The organism is Phenylobacterium sp. (genome assembly GCF_035475775.1).
Classification (GTDB): domain Bacteria; phylum Pseudomonadota; class Alphaproteobacteria; order Caulobacterales; family Caulobacteraceae; genus Phenylobacterium.
In genome coordinates, this window is sequence record NZ_DATIMC010000060.1 from 1 (window position 1) to 15,569 (window position 15,569).

Sequence of the window (15,569 nt, forward strand, 5' to 3'; positions counted from 1 at the left end):
TCGAGGCCGAGCGCCGCGCTCAGGGCCGCGGCCCAGCGGATGAGGAAGGCGCTGGCGCCGGGGATCACGAAGATCACCAGCAGCAAGGCGACCATGGCCAGACCTTCCGCCCGACGGATGTGTGGCGTGAGGCTCGCCGGCAGGAACGGACGGATGGCGCCGAAGCCGTCGAGGCCCGGGATCGGCAACAGGTTGAGGATCAACGCCGTCGCCTGCAGGAACGCCAGCATGGTCAGCGCCGCAAACAGGGTGGCCTCGCCTCGGGTCTGAAGTCCCCACCCACGCCAGAAGGACAGCGCAAAGCTCAGAACCAGCAGGATCGCGAAGGTCGCCGCGGGGCCGGCGAGCGCGGCGGCCGCGCGCCAGACCGGCCCGCGCATCAGGTCGTTGCGCAGATAGACCGCCCCGCCCGGGAAGCCGATGCCGCCCAGGGCCAGGAAGACGATCGGCAGCACGACGCTGGTGCCGAGGTCCCCGTAACGCCGGGGATCGAAGGCCAAGTAGCCCTTCGCCCGCACCGTGTGGTCGCCGCCGACGTAGGCCGTCAGCGCGTGGCTGAACTCGTGCGCCATCACCGAGAGTACCCAGCCCAGCATCACGAACGCGAAGGTCAGGGGCCCTGTCGCGACGCCGCGGACCAGCCCCCAGCCGGCCGCGAGGAAGCCCGCGAGCAGCGCCAGGCCCACCAGGTTGTTCGGCGGCTTGGGCGGCGGCGGCGCGGGCGCGGGCTGGGGTCGCCCGGGCTGCGGCGGCGTCGTGGGGACGGCGGTCTGGGTCACGCGCCCACGATCACCCGCTCTTGGCCCCACCAGAGCGGCGACCGCGGCAGGTCGATGAACTTGCGCTCGTCCTCCAGCAGGATGCGGCCGGCCTCGCGCGCCTCGGGGCGTTCGCTGTTGGCGGCCAGCGCCTCCAGGCTGTCGAACCACAGCTCGGCCACGCCGTCGAACTCCTCGGGCGCCGCGCGGCTCGCCCGGATCGCCGCGCTGGTCTCGGCCGGCGACGAATGCAGCTGCACATAGCGGCGGATCTGCAGCGTCTCGGCGTGATGGGCGACCAGCGGCGCGTGATGGTCGAACCAGTAGGCCTGGAACGCCTCGCGGCTCAGGTGCGGCAGCCTCACCAGGCAGAAGGTCAGCTTGATCATCCCGCCACCCGCCTCGCCGTGAGGATCGGCACCGGATGGGCCAGCATCTCGCCCTTCATGACGCCCACGCCCTTCTTGGGATCGCGCGGCTCGGCCAGGATCTTCCTCACCACGTCCATGCCTTCGACCACCTTGCCGAACGCCGCGTAGCCCGGGTTGCCCTTGGGGTCCTTCGGATCGGCGTCGAGATAGGTCTGGTCGCCGACGCAGATCGAGAAGTTGGCCGTCGCCGTGCCTGGCGCCCAGCGGGTCATGGAGATGGTCCCGTCAGTGTGCGAGAGCCCGGTCTTCAGCGTGCTCTCGTGGGGGATCGGCGGGTAGAGCTTCTTGGGATCCGTGCCCAGCCCGCCCTGCAGGATGCCGTAGTCGAAGGTGGTCTGCCCCTTCGGGGTCGACGAGCGGTAGAAGCTCGCCCCGTCCAGCCGCCGGGTGTCGACGTAGTGCAGGAAGTTCTTCACCGTGATCGGCGCCTTGTCGGCGTAGAGCTCGACCACGATGTCGCCCTCGGGCGTGTGCAGCCTGACCTTCGGGTTGGCGCTCTGGGCGAGCGCGGGGAAGGCGATCAGGGCGGCGGCGAGCGCGATCAGGGCGCGTCTGGCGATCTGCGGCATGCGCCCATTCTAGAGGCTTCCCGGCGCGCGGGAGAAGAGGCCAGCCGGTTAGGCGCCCAGCACCGTCTCGATCTCGGCGATGGCCGTGGCGACCCGCGCGTGCTCGTCGCCGAACACCGCGTCCCAGGCGAGCTGCAGGAACGGCCCGGGCTGGCCGGCGCGGTCCTTGTCGTGCTCGGCCTTCCACGCGTGCAGCCTGGCCAGCACCTCGCGCATCGCCGCGTGGTCGGCGTGTGCAGCCCCCCGGGTCGCCCGCCACCAGTCCAGATCGCCCGCCAGGTCCCTCACGCGCATCCCTCTCAACGGCACGCCACCTGAGTGTCCGTTTGGCCCTTCGAGCGCAAGCCCGCGGGCGTGAGGACGATCGTCTGCTCGGTTTCGGCGCAGCTCCGGCGCGTGCGGCCCGCTGTGGCGATCTCCGCGACCTCGTCGCCCAGCACCACGGCGCTGCGCCCGTCCGGCGCGATCCGCACGCTGCGGATCGTGCTCGTCTCATGGTGCCTGGACCTGGCGAAGAAGCTTGTCGCCTGGGCGCGGGCCTGGGCGAGCGTGCTGGTCCCATAGGGCACCACGCGGCCGTCCTTGGCGCGGGCTTGATCGGTGAAGCGCGCGTCGGGGGTGAAGAGGCCGAAGAAGCCCGCCGCATCGCTGGCGTTCCAGGCCCGCTCCTGCCGGGCTGCGAAGGCCCTGACCCCGGCCTGCGTCAGCCGCGCGGGCGCGGCGTGGGCGAAGACCGGCAGGGCGCAGAGGATGAGGATCGGCAGGCGGCGCATGGCGGAAGCTTATCGCCCAACGCCGGTTCTCAAGAAGCGCCCCGCGGCGTAAGAGGCGAGGCATGGCGAACAAGGTGCGAAAGACCGCCGAGGCGGCGCTGGAAGGCGTGCTCTTCGACGGCATGACCATCATGGCCGGCGGCTTCGGCCTGTGCGGCATTCCGGAGAACCTGATCGCGGCGATCCGCGCCGCGGGCGTCAAGGACCTGACCGTCGTTTCCAACAACTGCGGCGTCGACGACTTCGGCCTGGGAATCCTGCTGGCCGGCGGTCAGATCAAGAAGATGATCTCCAGCTACGTGGGCGAGAACAAGCTGTTCGAGCAGCTCTATCTCGCCGGCAAGCTGGAGCTGGAGTTCAATCCGCAGGGCACGCTCGCCGAGCGCATCCGGGCGGGCGGGGCGGGCATCCCGGCCTTCTACACCAGGACCGGCGTCGGCACGCTGGTGGCCGAGGGCAAGGAGATCCGCGAGTTCGACGGCGAGCGCTATGTCATGGAGCGCGGCCTCACCGCCGATCTCGCCATCGTCAAGGCCTGGAAGGGCGATCGGGCGGGCAACCTCGTCTATCGGAAGACCGCGCGGAACTTCAATCCGATGATGGCTGCGGCCGGCAAGCTGACCATCGCCGAGGTGGAGGCGCTGGTCGAGCCGGGCGCGCTCGATCCCAACGCGATCCACACGCCGGGCATCTACGTCGACCGCATCCTGCAGGGCGCGGTCTACGAGAAGCGCATCGAGCGGGCGACGACGCGGCCCAGGGAAGCGGTCGGCGCGGCGGCCGGGGAGGAAGTCTGATGGCCTGGACGCGAGACCAGATGGCCGCCCGCGCCGCGGCCGAGCTGCAGGACGGCTTCTATGTGAACCTCGGGATCGGCATCCCGACGCTGGTCGCCAACTTCATCCCGGCGGGCGTCTCGGTGACCCTGCAGAGCGAGAACGGCATGCTCGGCATGGGCCCCTTCCCCTACGAGGGCGAAGCCGATCCGGACCTGATCAACGCCGGCAAGCAGACGATCACCGAGCTGCCCTCCTCGGCCTATTTCTCCTCCGCCGACAGCTTCGCGATGATCCGCGGCGGCCATATCGACCTGTCGATCCTGGGCGCCATGCAGGTGACCGCCTCGGGCGACCTCGCCAACTGGATGGTGCCCGGCAAGGTGGTCAAGGGCATGGGCGGCGCCATGGACCTGGTGGCCGGCGTCAAGCGCGTCGTCGTGGTGATGGAGCACGTCGAGAAGTCCGGCGCGCCGAAGCTGGTCAACGCCTGTTCCCTGCCGCTCACCGGCCAGGGCGTGGTCGACATGGTGGTCACCGACCTCGGCGTCTTCGAGGTGAACCGCGGCCGAACCCCGCTCACCCTGGCCGAGCTGGCCCCCGGCGTGACCCCCGAGGAGGTCCGCGCCAAGACCGAGCCAGGGTTCGAGCTGGCGGAAAAGGTCGCGGCCTAACTTCCTCACCTCACCGGCCGTCATCCCCGGGCTTGTCCCGGGGACCCAGAAACACCGAGTTCCGTGGTTTCGCGCAAGCGGTGCTGCTCAGGAACGCCAGCGTCGTCCGGGCTTATGGGTGGCCGGGACAAGCCCGGCCATGACGGTCATTGTGGTGGCGCTGCCTCCATTTCGTCCGAAGCTGCGTATAATCTCCCGAACGCATCGGAACCTGAGAGCCATGAACACACGTCTGTTTTCCGCCGTCGCCGCCGCGACGCTGCTCGCCGCCACCGCCGCGCCGGCCGCCACGGCGCTGAAGACCGCGGTGTTCGCGGGCGGCTGCTTCTGGTCGGCCGAGCACGACATCGAGGGCACGCCCGGCGTGAAGAAGGTGGTGGTGGGCTATGCCGGCGGAACCCGCCCGCACCCGACCTATGAAGACCACGACGGCTACCTGGAATCCATCAAGGTCACCTACGACCCGTCGAAGATCAGTTATCCGCAGCTGGTCAACGCCTTCTTCCATCACATCGACCCGACCGATCCCGGCGGCCAGATCTGCGACCGCGGCCCGACCTACCGCACCGCGGTGTTCGCCGGCGACGCGAGCGAGAAGCAGCAGGCCGAAGCGGTGAAGGCGCAGGTCGCCCGCGCGCTGCACAAGCCCGTCGCCACCGAGATCCGCGGTCCGACCACCTTCTGGATGGGCGAGGGCTACCACCAGGACTACGCGCGCAAGAACCCGGTGGCCTACATGACCTACCGCGTGGGCTGCGGGCGCGACGCCCAGCTCAGGGCGGTGTGGGGCGGGATGAAGACGGCTTCGGCAGCCCGGTGACCGGATCGCGCGGCTGTGGGCGATAGCCCTCGCCGATGAACAGGTCGATCCGCCGCTGGTGCTTGCGGTCGAGGCCGATGTGGTCGATCTCGCGCCAAGGCACGGCCGCGAAGTCGGCCAGCATCTCGCGGTGGTGGAAGCCCTCGTAGATCACCCCTAGCACTCGGGCGCCCAAGGCCAGCGTCAGCGGCGCGCTCATCTCCGCCTGGTTCTGCGGCGATGCGGTCAGCAGCCAATAGACGAGCGGCGGCGCGCCGGGGCGGCCGAAGTAGCCGCGCCCGTAGTAGGCCAGGGTGTAGAACAGGAAGCGGTCGTTGACCGCCACGGCGCTCAGACCGCCGTTGGCCTGGACCGCCTGCGCCCGGTCGATCACCAGACGGGTGGTCTCCGACCAGCCGCGCACCCGCTTCAGGCTGTTCGAGGCGCCCAGGGCGTCGGCGATGCGCGGCTGGGCCAGGGCGAGCAGCACGAAGGCCGCCAGCGCCGCCTGGGTCGCCACCGCCGCGGCCAGCCAGCGGCGGGCCCGCCAGCGGACCAGCCAGGCGGCGACCAGCACCGCGCCCGGCAGGTAGCTGGCCCCCGACCAGTTGGCGTTGGCCCTGCTCAGGAACGCCTGGCCCGCCACGATCAGCACCGGCGGCAGGGTGAAGCACAGCAGCAACAGGTCGGGCTTGGCGAGCGCCCGGCGTCGCACCGCCAGCCCGAGACCGGCGATCAGCGCCCCGAACGGGATCGGCCCGAACACCGCGAACTGGCTGGCCAGGAACGCGAGCGGCCCGGCCGGATTGACCCCGCCCTGGCCCCAGGCGGCGTTGGCGGCGGTGTGGTGGAAGGTGGCGAACCCGTGCGCTGCATTCCATGCGAGGTTGGGGGCCAGCACCAGGGCGAAGACCGCGATGGCGATGAGCGCCGCGCCCGGCGTCCAGGCCCGTCGCGCCTCGCGGCTCACGATCAGGTGCAAGACGATCCCGATCACCGCATAGACGGCGGCGTACTTGGAGAGGAAGCCGAGCCCCAGCGCCGCGCCCACGCCCGCCGCCCAGGCGAGCCGTCCACCGCCCTCGGCGCTCTGCAGCTCGGCATAGGCGACCAGCGTGAGGCCCAGGAAAAACAGCAGCGGCGCGTCGGTCGCCATCACCGCCGAGGAGATCTGCACCGCCGGCATCAGGGCGTAGAGCCCGGCGGCCGCGAAGCCCGCCGCGCCCCCGTAGAGCCGCCGCCCGAGCGCAAACACCGCCAGCGTCGCGCCGGCCTGGAACAGCGGCGCGGCCAGCCGCACCCAGGCCTCGGCGTCGCCGCCGAGGGCCGTCGTCGCCCAGATCGCCCAGGCGATCATCGGCGGCTTGGAGTAGTAGCCAAAGTCGAGGGCGCGCGACCAAAGCCAGTACTGCGCTTCGTCCGGATAGAGCTGCAGCGGCGTACGGAACAGCGCCACCACCCTGGCGAGCGTCAGGCCGGCGGTGAGCAGCAGGGCCGCGCTCCAGTCGGAATCCGGTCGCGTGAGGGAGGCCGCGCGCGCCATGGAGCTCCTTCGAATCCGCCAGGGAATCTAGATCACGACGCGATGTGGCGGAACAGCGGACGAGGATCCGCAAGGGCGCCGGCGCCACACTTGCAGCCAAGCTGCGCGACCCGTTGTCATCTCTAGCAAATCCGTCGCCCACCCCGGAAAAATCCGCGCTATAGGGTCGGACGGGGACTCGCCTTGACCGCTGAGCGGCGGCGGCGAGTTTTGGATGATCAGGGGGGTGTCTGATGATTTCAATGAAGCGGCTCGCCGCCGGCGCAGCCTTGTCCGTCCTCGCGTGCGCGGGCGCGAGCGCGGTGCAGGCGCAGGAAATCACCGGCGGGGTGGCGGGCACGGTCACCGACGCCAGCGGCAAGCCGGCCGGCGGCGCGGCGATCGCCGTCGTGGACAGCAAGACCGGCCAGACGGTGAGCACCGCCACGTCCTCGAACGGCTTCTACAGCCTCCGCGGCCTGCCCCCGACGGGCGATTTCACGGTCAAGGCGAGCCTGCCCGGCGGCGCCTCGAAGTCGATCCGCATCGGCGCGATCCCGATCGGCTCGCCCTATTCGCTGGACATCAGCTTCCGTGAGGAGACCGCGGTCTCCGAAGTGGTCGTCACCGGCACGCGGGCGGTGACCAACGCCGCCGTCCAGACCGGGCCGCGCTCCACCTTCACCTCCGCCGACATCCAGGCGGCGCCCAGCTTCTCGCGCGACCTGAAGGACCTCGAGCGGTTCAACCCCTTCGTCACCATCGACCCGACCAACGCCAACGCCGTGGTGGTGGCCGGCGCCAACAGCCGCACCAACACCGTCTACGTCGACGGCGTGCGCCAGTCCGACGACTTCGGCCTCAACAACGGCGGCTATCCGACCCAGCGCTCGCCGTTCTCCGTCGATATCGTCCAGGCGTTCAACTTCGAGGTCGCCCCGTACGACGTGCGCTACGGCAATTTCCAGGGCGGCATCCTGAACGTCGTGACCAAATCGGGCTCCAACGAGTTCCACGGCGGCGCCTTCTACGAGCGCGATTCCAACTACACCGCGGGCCACAAGATCGGCGCCGATGCGTTCGACGGGACCGCCGACCGGCGGATCGCCACCAGGTTCCGCGACATCAACAAGGGCGTCTACATCGGCGGCCCGATCTGGAAGGACCACCTGTTCTTCTTCTTCGACTACGAGAAGTTCCAGGGCACCGGAGGCGGCGGCGGAACGGTGCCGGGCGACGCTGCGGGAGCCAATCCGATCCCGGCGGTGACCACGGCCGACGTGAGCACCGTCCAGAGCATCCTGAAGACCAAGTACGGCTACGATCCGCTGAACTTCGGCGGCTCCGCCCCGGTGATCGACGAGAAGTGGTTCGGCAAGCTGGACTGGTACATCACCGACACCCAGCACCTGTTCGTCAGCTACCAGAAGACCGACGGCACCACCTACAATACGCCGGGCGCGAGCGTGAACTCGCAGGCGGTGGACCTGCAGTCGAACGACTACTCCCTGGAGCAGAAGCTCACCTCCTTCGTCGCCGACCTGAACTCGCACTGGACGCCCAGCTTCCAGACCGAGATCGAGTACAGCCGCAAGGAGGTGGACACGCCGACCAACCTGTTCACCGGGCCCTTCGCGCTGTTCACCGTCCAGCTTCCGTCGCGCGGTCAGATCCTGCTCGGCCCGGATTTCTCGCGCCAGGCCAACAACCTGCAGAACGTCGACTACCAGCTCCGCTTCCGCGGCAGCTACACGCTCGGCGACCACGTGATCAGCGGCGGCTACGAGCTCGAGGATCTGCGCGAGTTCGACCTGTTTGTGCAGGACGCGACCGGCGCCTACACCTTCTCCTCGGGCTGCGGGCTCGGAAACGCGATCGCCAATCTGCAGGCCGGCATCGCCTGCCGGCTGATCTACCAGAACGCCTTCGACAACAACCCGAGCTCCGCGGCCGGCACGGTCCGGATCAAGACCTCCACCTTCTACGTGCAGGACGAGTGGCGCCCGATCCCGGAGCTCACCTTGCGCGCCGGCGTGCGCTGGGAAGGCTACACCACCCACGACGTGCCGCGCCTGAACCCGCGGTTCCTCGACCAGTACGGCTTTGCGAACACCGCCACGATCAACGGCCTGGATCTGTGGATGCCGCGGGTCGGCTTCAACTGGCAGCCGGATCCGACGCTGACGGTCTCGGGCGGCTTCGGGCTGTTCTCCGGCGGCAATCCCGGCGTCTGGCTCTACAATTCGTTCCAGAACACCGGCAACATCATCGGCTCGAAGACCTACACCTGCTCGACGGCCACCTGCGCGGCGCCGCTGACCGGCGTGACCGGCTCCTCGATCCCGGCGATCGCCCAGAACGACATCACCAACAGCGCTAACCTCGGCACCGGCAACGTCAACGCCCTGGATCCGAACTTCAAGCCGCCGTCGGTGTGGAAGACGTCCGTCTCGGCCCAGAAGTACCTGAACTTCACCGACTTCGGCGGCAGCCTGGGGCGTTACACGAGCTGGCTTGGCGACGAGTGGCGCCTGCACGCCGACGCCTACTACTCGAAGACCAAGGAGGCGGTGAACTTCCAGGACCTGTTCGAGCTGCGCAACGTGATCGGCACGGCCCCCGACGGGCGTCCGGTCTATGATCCGACGCGCTACGTGAATGCGCTCGGCCGCTCCGCCGGCAGCGACATCCTGCTCACCAACACCACCAAGGGCGACGCCAAGATCTTCGCGCTCGGCTTCGGCAAGGAGTGGAACGACGGCTGGGCGAAGGGTCTGTCGTTCGACTACACCTACACTCACCAGCGCGTCCGCGAGGTCACGCCCGCCACGAGCTCGGTGGCGACGTCGAACTTCAACAATATCATCACCGCCGACCCGAACTTCCCGGCGCTGGCCACCTCGAACTACGAGATCCGCTGGCAGAACAAGCTGGAGATCAGCTACAAGCGCGCCTTCTTCGGCGACAACTTCACGACCTTCCGGCTGTTCGCCTACAATCGCGCGGGCCTGCCCTACAGCTACGCCTTCTGCACCACCTCCAGCGGCGGCTGCCAGTCCCCGAGCTTCTCCGGCCCGGCGGACCAGCTGTTCGGCCAGGCGGCCACCGGCACCAACCATCAGCTGCTCTACCTGCCCAAGGGCGCGGGCGGGGTGGTGACCGCCACCAGCGACCCGAACGTGGCGTTCGCCTCCACCTTCGACCTGGCGGCCTTCAACGCCTTCATCCAGTCGCGCGGCCTGCAGGGCTACGAAGGCTCGATCATCCCGCGCAACGCCTTCCGTTCGAAGGATGTGGCCTCCGCCGACATCCATATCGGCCAGGAGATCCCGGTGTTCTTCACCGGCGGCCGGGCGAAGGCCGAGATCTACATGGACATCATCAACGTCGGAAACCTGATCAACAAGAACTGGGGGGCGATCAGCCAGGTCGGCTTCCCGTTCGCCCTGGCGCCGGTGGTGGCGATCAACTGCGCGCTCACCAAGATCCCGCAGAACGTCACCGCCTGTAACGCCCAGGGCCATGGCGCGGGCAACTACTACCTGTTCCAGCAGTTCAAGACCGGCGCGAGCCTGCAGGGGACGCTGCAGACGCCGTCCTCGCCGCCGACCCCCACCTGGGTCATCAAGGTGGGCGCGCGCGTCAAGTTCTGATCGGGCGATCCAAGCGCATCCGGGGGCGGTCCAGCCAGGGCCGCCCCCGTTTCGACTTGGGCTTGACGCGGGGGCCCGCCCAGCCCATCTGCGCGCGTCTTTTCCGGACGAGGGCGCGTGAGCATCGCCGTACCTGCCGAGTGGGCGCCGCACCGGGCCATGTGGCTGGGGTTCCCCAGCCATGCCGAGCTGTGGGCGGGCGACCTCGCGGCGGCGCAGGCCGAGGTCGCGGCCCTGGCCCGCGCGCTGGCCGGCCCCGGCGGCGAGCGGGTCAGGCTGATGACCGGCCATCCGGACGGCGAGGCGGCGGCCCTGGCGCTGCTCGGCGATGTCGCGGGCGTCGAGATCGTCGCCGGCCGCTTCGGCGACATCTGGCTGCGCGACACCGGCCCGATCTTCGGCCGCCGGGACGGCCAGGCGACCGCCGCGGCGTTCCGCTTCAACGGCTGGGGCGGCAAGTACCAGCTGGCGCACGACGACGAGGTCGCGGAGCAGATCGCCGAGGCCGCCGGCGTCCCCCTGATACGCCACGATTTCGTGCTGGAGGGCGGCGCGCTCGACCACGACGGGGAGGGGACCATCCTCACCACCGCCCAGTGCCTCCTCAACCGCAACCGCAATCCCGGCTGGCGGGAGGACGACGCCGAGCGCGCGCTGGAGGCGAGCCTGGGCGCGACGAAGGTGCTCTGGCTCGGGGCGGGGCTGCTGGGCGACCACACCGACGGCCACGTCGACAACCTCGCCCGCCTCGTTGCGCCCGGCGTGGTCGCCTGTCCGATGGCCTGGGGCCGCAGCGATCCGAACGCTGCGGCCTACGACGATGCGGCGCGACGGCTGGCCGGCATGACCGACGCGGCGGGACGGGCGCTTCAGGTGGTGCGCATCCCCTCGCCCGGCTATGTGGACGACAGCGACGACAAGCCCGCGCCGGCCAGCCACATGAATTTCCTGATCGCCAACCAGGCGGTGATCGTGCCGGTCTACAACGAGGACGCCGGCCGCTTTGCGGTTCAGGCGCTCGAGCACCTGTTCCCCGACCGCGCCGTGATCGGCCTGCCGTCGAAGACCATCCTGACCGGCGGCGGCTCCTTCCACTGCATCACCCAGCAGGAGCCCGCCTGATGGCCCGCAAGATCACCGTGGCGGCCATCCAGTCGGCCTATGGCGCCGACATGGCGGCCAACATCGCCAGGACCGCCGAGTTCGTGCGCGAGGCCGCCTCGCAGGGCGCCCAGGTGGTGCTGCCGCCCGAGCTGTTCCAGGGCCCGTACTTCTGCGTCGCCCAGGAGGAGCGCTGGTTCCGCGAGGCTTACCCCTGGCGCGAGCACCCTTGCGTGACGGCGCTCGCCCCGCTCGCCCAGGAGCTGGGCGTCGCGATCCCGATCTCGATCTTCGAGCGCGAGGGGCCGCACTACTTCAACAGCGTGGTGATGGCCGACGCCGACGGCGCACTGCTCGGGGTCTACCGCAAGAGCCACATCCCCGACGGCCCTGGCTACATGGAGAAGTACTATTTCCGGCCAGGCGACACCGGCTTCAAGGTCTGGGAGACCCGGCGCGGGCGCCTGGGCGTCGGCATCTGCTGGGACCAGTGGTATCCCGAGGCCGCCCGCGCCATGACGCTGCTGGGCGCCGAGGTGCTGCTCTACCCCACCGCGATCGGCTCGGAGCCGCACGACCCGACGCTGGACACCGCCGCGCCGTGGCGCCGGGCGATGCAGGGCCACGCCGTCGCCAACGTGATCCCGGTGGTGGGCGCCAACCGCACCGGCTTCGAACCGTGGGCCGGCTATCCGAACGGCGGCCAGCTGTTCTATGGCTCGTCGTTCATCGCCGACCATCGCGGCGATCTGGTCGCGGCGGTCGGGCGCGAGGACGAGGGCGTGCTGACAGCCGAGTTCGACCTGGACTTCCTGGCCACCCACCGCGCCGCCTGGGGCTTCTTCCGCGACCGCCGCCCCGACCTCTACGGCGGCCTCACCCAGGGCCGGCCGGCGTAGCTCTCAGTCCTTCGACTTCCCGAGCTCGCGCCAGCTGCGCTCCTCGAGCTTGACGCCGAACTTCTTGGCGGCCGCCTGGATGCGCTTCCAGGCCTCGTCGCGCTCGGCGTCGCTGACGCCCTTCACCTGGTCGAACCGGGCGAGGGCGTTGCGCACGTGGCTGGCGTCCTCCAGCGGCTCCTTGCGCTCCTTCGGGAAGGCGTATTCGCGGCTGGGAATCTTGTCGCGGTCGGACTCGTTCAGCTTGCTCATGGCGCGGACCTTTCGCATGCGCCGCGATGCGGGCGGCGCCCGTGCAACGGACGATCGGGGCCGCAGGTTCGCGCCGCGGGCAGTCAGTCGCCGCGGCCCCCCTCGGACTTGCGCAGCAGGTTCGTCAGGTTCTCCACGGCCTGGGTCAGGGCCAGCACCTCCTTGCCGCGCAGCTCGTCGATCTTGTCGTGCAGCAGCTCGATCTCCAGCTCGGCCTTCACATTGACCCGATAGTCGTTCGCCGCCTGCTGGCGGTCGATGTCCTGCTGCCGGTTCTGGCTCATCATGATGAACGGCGCGGCGTAGGCGGCCTGGAACGACAGCGCCAGGTTCAGGAGGATGAACGGATAGGGGTCCCAGTGCCGCACGTAGGCGGTGAGGTTCAGGGCGATCCAGACGACCAGCACGGCGGACTGGATGATGATGAACCGCCACGAGCCCATGTTCGCGGCGACCTGGTCGGCGACCCGCTGACCGAGCGTGAGCCGAGGGATGTGCGCGTCCGGCGCGTGCGCCCGCTGGCTACGCCGAAGAGCGCGCAGTTCGCCGAGCAGTTTCGCTTCGTCCGCGCCGAGCGCGTGCTTCGCCGTCATGACCGCAGCCATGGTGATCCCCCTTCCGCGTCCCCGGCCGCCGGTTCAGCGCCGCAGGACGGTCTTGCCGTTCTTGATCACCGTGGCCCCGCGGTCGAGCACGCGCGCTTCGAAGGAGACCACGTCGCCGTCCTTCCAGAAATCCACCGTGACGACGTCGCCGGGGAACACGGGGGCGGAGAACCGCGCCTGGTGCGAGAGGATCTTTTCGGCGTCGTAGTCGACGATCTCCTGCAGCACCGCCCGGCAGGTGATCCCGTAGGTGCACAGCCCGTGCAGGATCGGCCGCGGGAACCCGGCGCGCTTGGCGAACTCCGGATCGGAGTGCAGCGGATTGCGATCGCCGTTCAGGCGGTAGATCAGCGCCTGGTCCGGCCGCGTCTCGAACGGCACGGAGAGGTCCGGCTTGCGCGAGGGCGCCTGGTGCGGCTCGGGCGCGCCCTCCGATGGTCCGCCGAACCCGCCGTCGCCGCGCGCAAAGGTCGAGCCGGTGAGCGTGGCGACCTTCTCGCCGGACTCGTCGGTCCAGACCGTCTCGTTGACCACCACCGCGCCCTTGTCCTTGCCCTTGTCGTAGGCCCCGACCGTGCGGCTCTGGGCGGTGAAGCTGCCCGAGGCGGGCAGCGGCTTGTGCAGCTCCACCTTCTGCTCGCCATGCACCACCATCACGCGGTTGAGCTCGCTCACCCGATGCCCCGGCTTCTGCTGCGCGGCCTGGGCCGCGGCGCGCCTGGCGCCCGCCGCCAGCACGGTGGCCGCGGTCGGAACCACCTTCAGCCCCTTCTCATAGACGAACGGCAGCTCGCGCCCATCCATCGGGTCGCGGCCCATGCCGATCCCCAGCGCATAGAGCATCACGTCCTTGTCGCCGTAGGCGAAGGTCCTGGGCTCGGTCTTCTGCTCCAGGATGTCGGGGTAATAGATCGGCATCGGAAATCCTCCCGCGGCCCGGCGGCGGGCTCGCTCCAATTCCCGAAGTGAAGCCTCTGCGGGGCGGAGGGGCAAGGGGGCCGCTTGCCCATCGCTTCGGCGGAAGCGATGCTCGCCCGGCGCCCGGCAGAAGGAGTCGCCTAGACATGCTGGCTCAGTGGGAGCTCGTCCTGCGGCTCGTGCTGGCCGCCGCGTTGGGGGGCGCGATCGGCTGGGAGCGGGAGCGGCTGCGTTGGGCGGCCGGCCTGCGCACGCACATGCTGGTGAGCGTCGGCGCGTGCCTGGCGATGATCGTCTCCGCCTACGCCTTCCAGGACGTGCTCGGGGCCCACGTCGTCCTCGATCCTTCCCGGGTCGCCGCCCAGGTCGTCTCCGGCATCGGATTCCTCGGGGCCGGGATGATCATCTTCCGCAACGAGGCGGTGAAGGGCCTGACGACGGCGGCCAGCGTCTGGGCGGTGGCGGGAGTAGGCTTGGCGGCGGGCTCGGGGCTCTATACGGCCGCCGTCGCGGCGACGCTGATCATCCTGGTGATCCTGGCCGGCCTGAAGCCGATCGAGGAGCAGTACCGGGCCACGCACGTTTCGCTCGACCTGCGCATTCGCGGGCGCCGCGGGGAGCTCTCCGCCGGGATCGTGGAGGACGCGCTCGGGTCGCGCTCGACCAGGATCAAGCGGCTCGTGCTGCAGCCCAGCGAAGACGGCGACGAGGACGAGATCAGGCTCGTGCTGTCGCGGGTCTCACCGAGGGACACGGCGGACCTGATCCGTTTGATCGAGAACGCGGCGGCCGTCCTTTCGGTGGAGGAGGTGAGAGCCGTGTGATCCCTGGCCCGATTTCGGGAGATGACTTGCGCCTCCCGAACCTCGGCCGCTCCGCAAGCGGCGAGGCGCCTCAATTGCCGCCCGGCGCCCGATCGGCTAGAAGCCAGCGACCTCGCGGGCGGGCGTCCGCCGCCTGCGCCGCCGCTCTCTTGCTCGAAGGTTCTCCATGGCCACCACCGCCCAGCAGCCCGCCAATCTCGGCGAGATCTCCGGCACGGTCCTGTTCTACCAGAAGCCCGAGCCGCTCAATCCGGAGCTGCACGGCAAGCTGGGCGTCAAGACCATCGACACGCCGTTCAGCTTCGCCAAGTCCGGACATGCCGTGCCGCTCACGGTGGGCGAGTTCCCGCTGGCGGCGATTTCCGGGCCGATCATCTTCGTCGGCGACGACAAGATGCCGATCGCGGTCATGGGCCTGAACGCCGGCGACAACATGTTCGTGCAGGAGAACGGCCTGTTCGAGCCGGGCGTCTACATCCCCGCCTACATCCGCCGCTATCCGTTCGTGTTCGCCACCGACGACACCCAGGACCGCATGGTGCTGTGCATCGACCGGGCGGCGGACTTCATCGTGGAGGGCGGCGAGATGCCGTTCTTCGAGGCGGACAACCAGCCCAGCGACTACACCAAGCGCTGCATGGAGTTCTGCAACAACTTCGAGACCGAGCGCCGGCGCACGGTCGCGTTCGTGCAGCTCCTGAAGGACCTCGACCTCTTCGAGACCAAGACCGCCACCTTCACGCCGACCAATCCCGACGGCACGCCGGCGGAAACCCAGAAGATCGCCGAATATTTCGGCGTGTCGGAGGAGAAGCTGAACAAGCTTCCGGCGGAGAAGTTCATCGAGCTGCGCGACAACGGCGCGCTCGGCCAGATCTATGCGCACCTGATGTCGCTGGTGGGCTGGGACCGGCTGGTGGCGCTGGCCATGGCCCGCGCGCCCGCCCAGCCGCAGGCCGCCAACGCTTAGACCCCGCTCAGCGCCGCATTGCCGACACCCTTGCGCGCTTGGTCG

General features: G+C 69.6%; 17 protein-coding genes. 8 read left to right on the forward strand and 9 right to left on the reverse strand.

Annotation, left to right across the window (positions count from 1 at the left end):
* The 5 genes from VLI41_RS07135 to VLI41_RS07155 all read right to left on the reverse strand — a co-directional run.
* Positions 1-779: site-2 protease family protein (locus tag VLI41_RS07135; protein WP_325267377.1), on the reverse strand; the 779-nt coding region annotated here is incomplete at its 3' end.
* Entirely contained in the window at positions 776-1,147 is a 372-nt protein-coding gene (locus tag VLI41_RS07140) for an EthD domain-containing protein (protein WP_325267378.1), read from the reverse strand. The genes VLI41_RS07135 and VLI41_RS07140, both read right to left, overlap by 4 nt.
* A complete protein-coding gene (locus VLI41_RS07145; protein WP_325267379.1) occupies positions 1,144-1,758 on the reverse strand; it encodes a peptidylprolyl isomerase in 615 nt (204 codons plus the stop codon). The genes VLI41_RS07140 and VLI41_RS07145 overlap by 4 nt, the downstream gene beginning before the upstream one ends.
* Before the next feature lie 48 nt (positions 1,759-1,806).
* Positions 1,807-2,046 carry a hypothetical protein gene (locus tag VLI41_RS07150; RefSeq protein ID WP_325267380.1) on the reverse strand — a complete coding sequence of 80 codons (240 nt, stop codon included), beginning with the start codon at positions 2,044-2,046 and terminating at the stop codon, positions 1,807-1,809.
* Positions 2,047-2,057: 11 nt separating this feature from the next.
* Positions 2,058-2,531 (reverse strand): nuclear transport factor 2 family protein, encoded by a 474-nt coding sequence (locus VLI41_RS07155; protein ID WP_325267381.1) that lies wholly within the window; start codon positions 2,529-2,531, stop codon positions 2,058-2,060.
* Between the two features lie 62 nt (positions 2,532-2,593).
* Here VLI41_RS07155 and VLI41_RS07160 point away from each other — a divergent pair, with 62 nt between their 5' ends.
* The 3 genes from VLI41_RS07160 to msrA all read left to right on the forward strand — a co-directional run bounded on the left by VLI41_RS07160 (position 2,594) and on the right by msrA (position 4,801).
* Positions 2,594-3,328, forward strand: a complete 735-nt coding sequence (locus VLI41_RS07160; protein WP_325267382.1) for a CoA transferase subunit A — start codon at positions 2,594-2,596, stop codon at positions 3,326-3,328.
* On the forward strand, positions 3,328-3,981 hold the full coding sequence (locus tag VLI41_RS07165) for a 3-oxoacid CoA-transferase subunit B (RefSeq protein WP_325267383.1): 654 nt from the start codon (positions 3,328-3,330) through the stop codon (positions 3,979-3,981). Before VLI41_RS07160 ends, VLI41_RS07165 begins: the two co-directional genes overlap by 1 nt.
* A 220-nt stretch (positions 3,982-4,201) precedes the next feature.
* Positions 4,202-4,801 carry a peptide-methionine (S)-S-oxide reductase MsrA gene (gene msrA, locus VLI41_RS07170; RefSeq protein WP_325267384.1) on the forward strand — a complete coding sequence of 200 codons (600 nt, stop codon included), beginning with the start codon at positions 4,202-4,204 and terminating at the stop codon, positions 4,799-4,801.
* On the opposite strand, the gene VLI41_RS07175 is transcribed toward msrA, so the two are convergent.
* Complete coding sequence (locus VLI41_RS07175; RefSeq protein WP_325267385.1) at positions 4,755-6,323, reverse strand: ArnT family glycosyltransferase; 1,569 nt, start codon at positions 6,321-6,323, stop codon at positions 4,755-4,757. The two genes, msrA and VLI41_RS07175, sit on opposite strands and share 47 nt — an antisense overlap.
* Positions 6,324-6,556: 233 nt before the next feature.
* Here VLI41_RS07175 and VLI41_RS07180 point away from each other — a divergent pair, with 233 nt between their 5' ends.
* From VLI41_RS07180 to aguB, 3 genes are all read left to right on the forward strand, one after another.
* On the forward strand, positions 6,557-9,955 hold the full coding sequence (locus VLI41_RS07180) for a TonB-dependent receptor (RefSeq protein ID WP_325267386.1): 3,399 nt from the start codon (positions 6,557-6,559) through the stop codon (positions 9,953-9,955).
* Between the two features lie 117 nt (positions 9,956-10,072).
* Positions 10,073-11,077 (forward strand): agmatine deiminase family protein, encoded by a 1,005-nt coding sequence (locus VLI41_RS07185; protein ID WP_325267387.1) that lies wholly within the window; start codon positions 10,073-10,075, stop codon positions 11,075-11,077.
* Positions 11,077-11,955 (forward strand): N-carbamoylputrescine amidase, encoded by an 879-nt coding sequence (gene aguB / locus VLI41_RS07190; protein WP_325267388.1) that lies wholly within the window; start codon positions 11,077-11,079, stop codon positions 11,953-11,955. The genes VLI41_RS07185 and aguB overlap by 1 nt, the downstream gene beginning before the upstream one ends.
* A gap of 3 nt (positions 11,956-11,958) precedes the next feature.
* Here aguB and VLI41_RS07195 read toward each other — a convergent pair whose 3' ends face one another.
* From VLI41_RS07195 to VLI41_RS07205, 3 genes are all read right to left on the reverse strand, one after another.
* Positions 11,959-12,207 (reverse strand): DUF6582 domain-containing protein, encoded by a 249-nt coding sequence (locus VLI41_RS07195; protein WP_325267389.1) that lies wholly within the window; start codon positions 12,205-12,207, stop codon positions 11,959-11,961.
* 83 nt (positions 12,208-12,290) lie between these two features.
* Positions 12,291-12,812, reverse strand: a complete 522-nt coding sequence (locus tag VLI41_RS07200) for a DUF1003 domain-containing protein (RefSeq protein ID WP_325267390.1) — start codon at positions 12,810-12,812, stop codon at positions 12,291-12,293.
* 33 nt (positions 12,813-12,845) lie between these two features.
* A complete protein-coding gene (locus tag VLI41_RS07205) occupies positions 12,846-13,730 on the reverse strand; it encodes a MaoC/PaaZ C-terminal domain-containing protein (protein WP_325267391.1) in 885 nt (294 codons plus the stop codon).
* Positions 13,731-13,876: 146 nt separating this feature from the next.
* On the opposite strand from VLI41_RS07205, the gene VLI41_RS07210 reads away from it, so the two are divergent.
* Both VLI41_RS07210 and VLI41_RS07215 read left to right on the forward strand, forming a co-directional pair.
* The gene (locus VLI41_RS07210; RefSeq protein ID WP_325267392.1) at positions 13,877-14,554 is read left to right on the forward strand and encodes an MgtC/SapB family protein; all 678 of its coding nucleotides are present in this window, start codon (positions 13,877-13,879) and stop codon (positions 14,552-14,554) included.
* A 166-nt stretch (positions 14,555-14,720) separates the two neighbouring features.
* Entirely contained in the window at positions 14,721-15,524 is an 804-nt protein-coding gene (locus VLI41_RS07215) for a SapC family protein (protein WP_325267393.1), read from the forward strand.
* Positions 15,525-15,569: the final 45 nt, after the last annotated feature.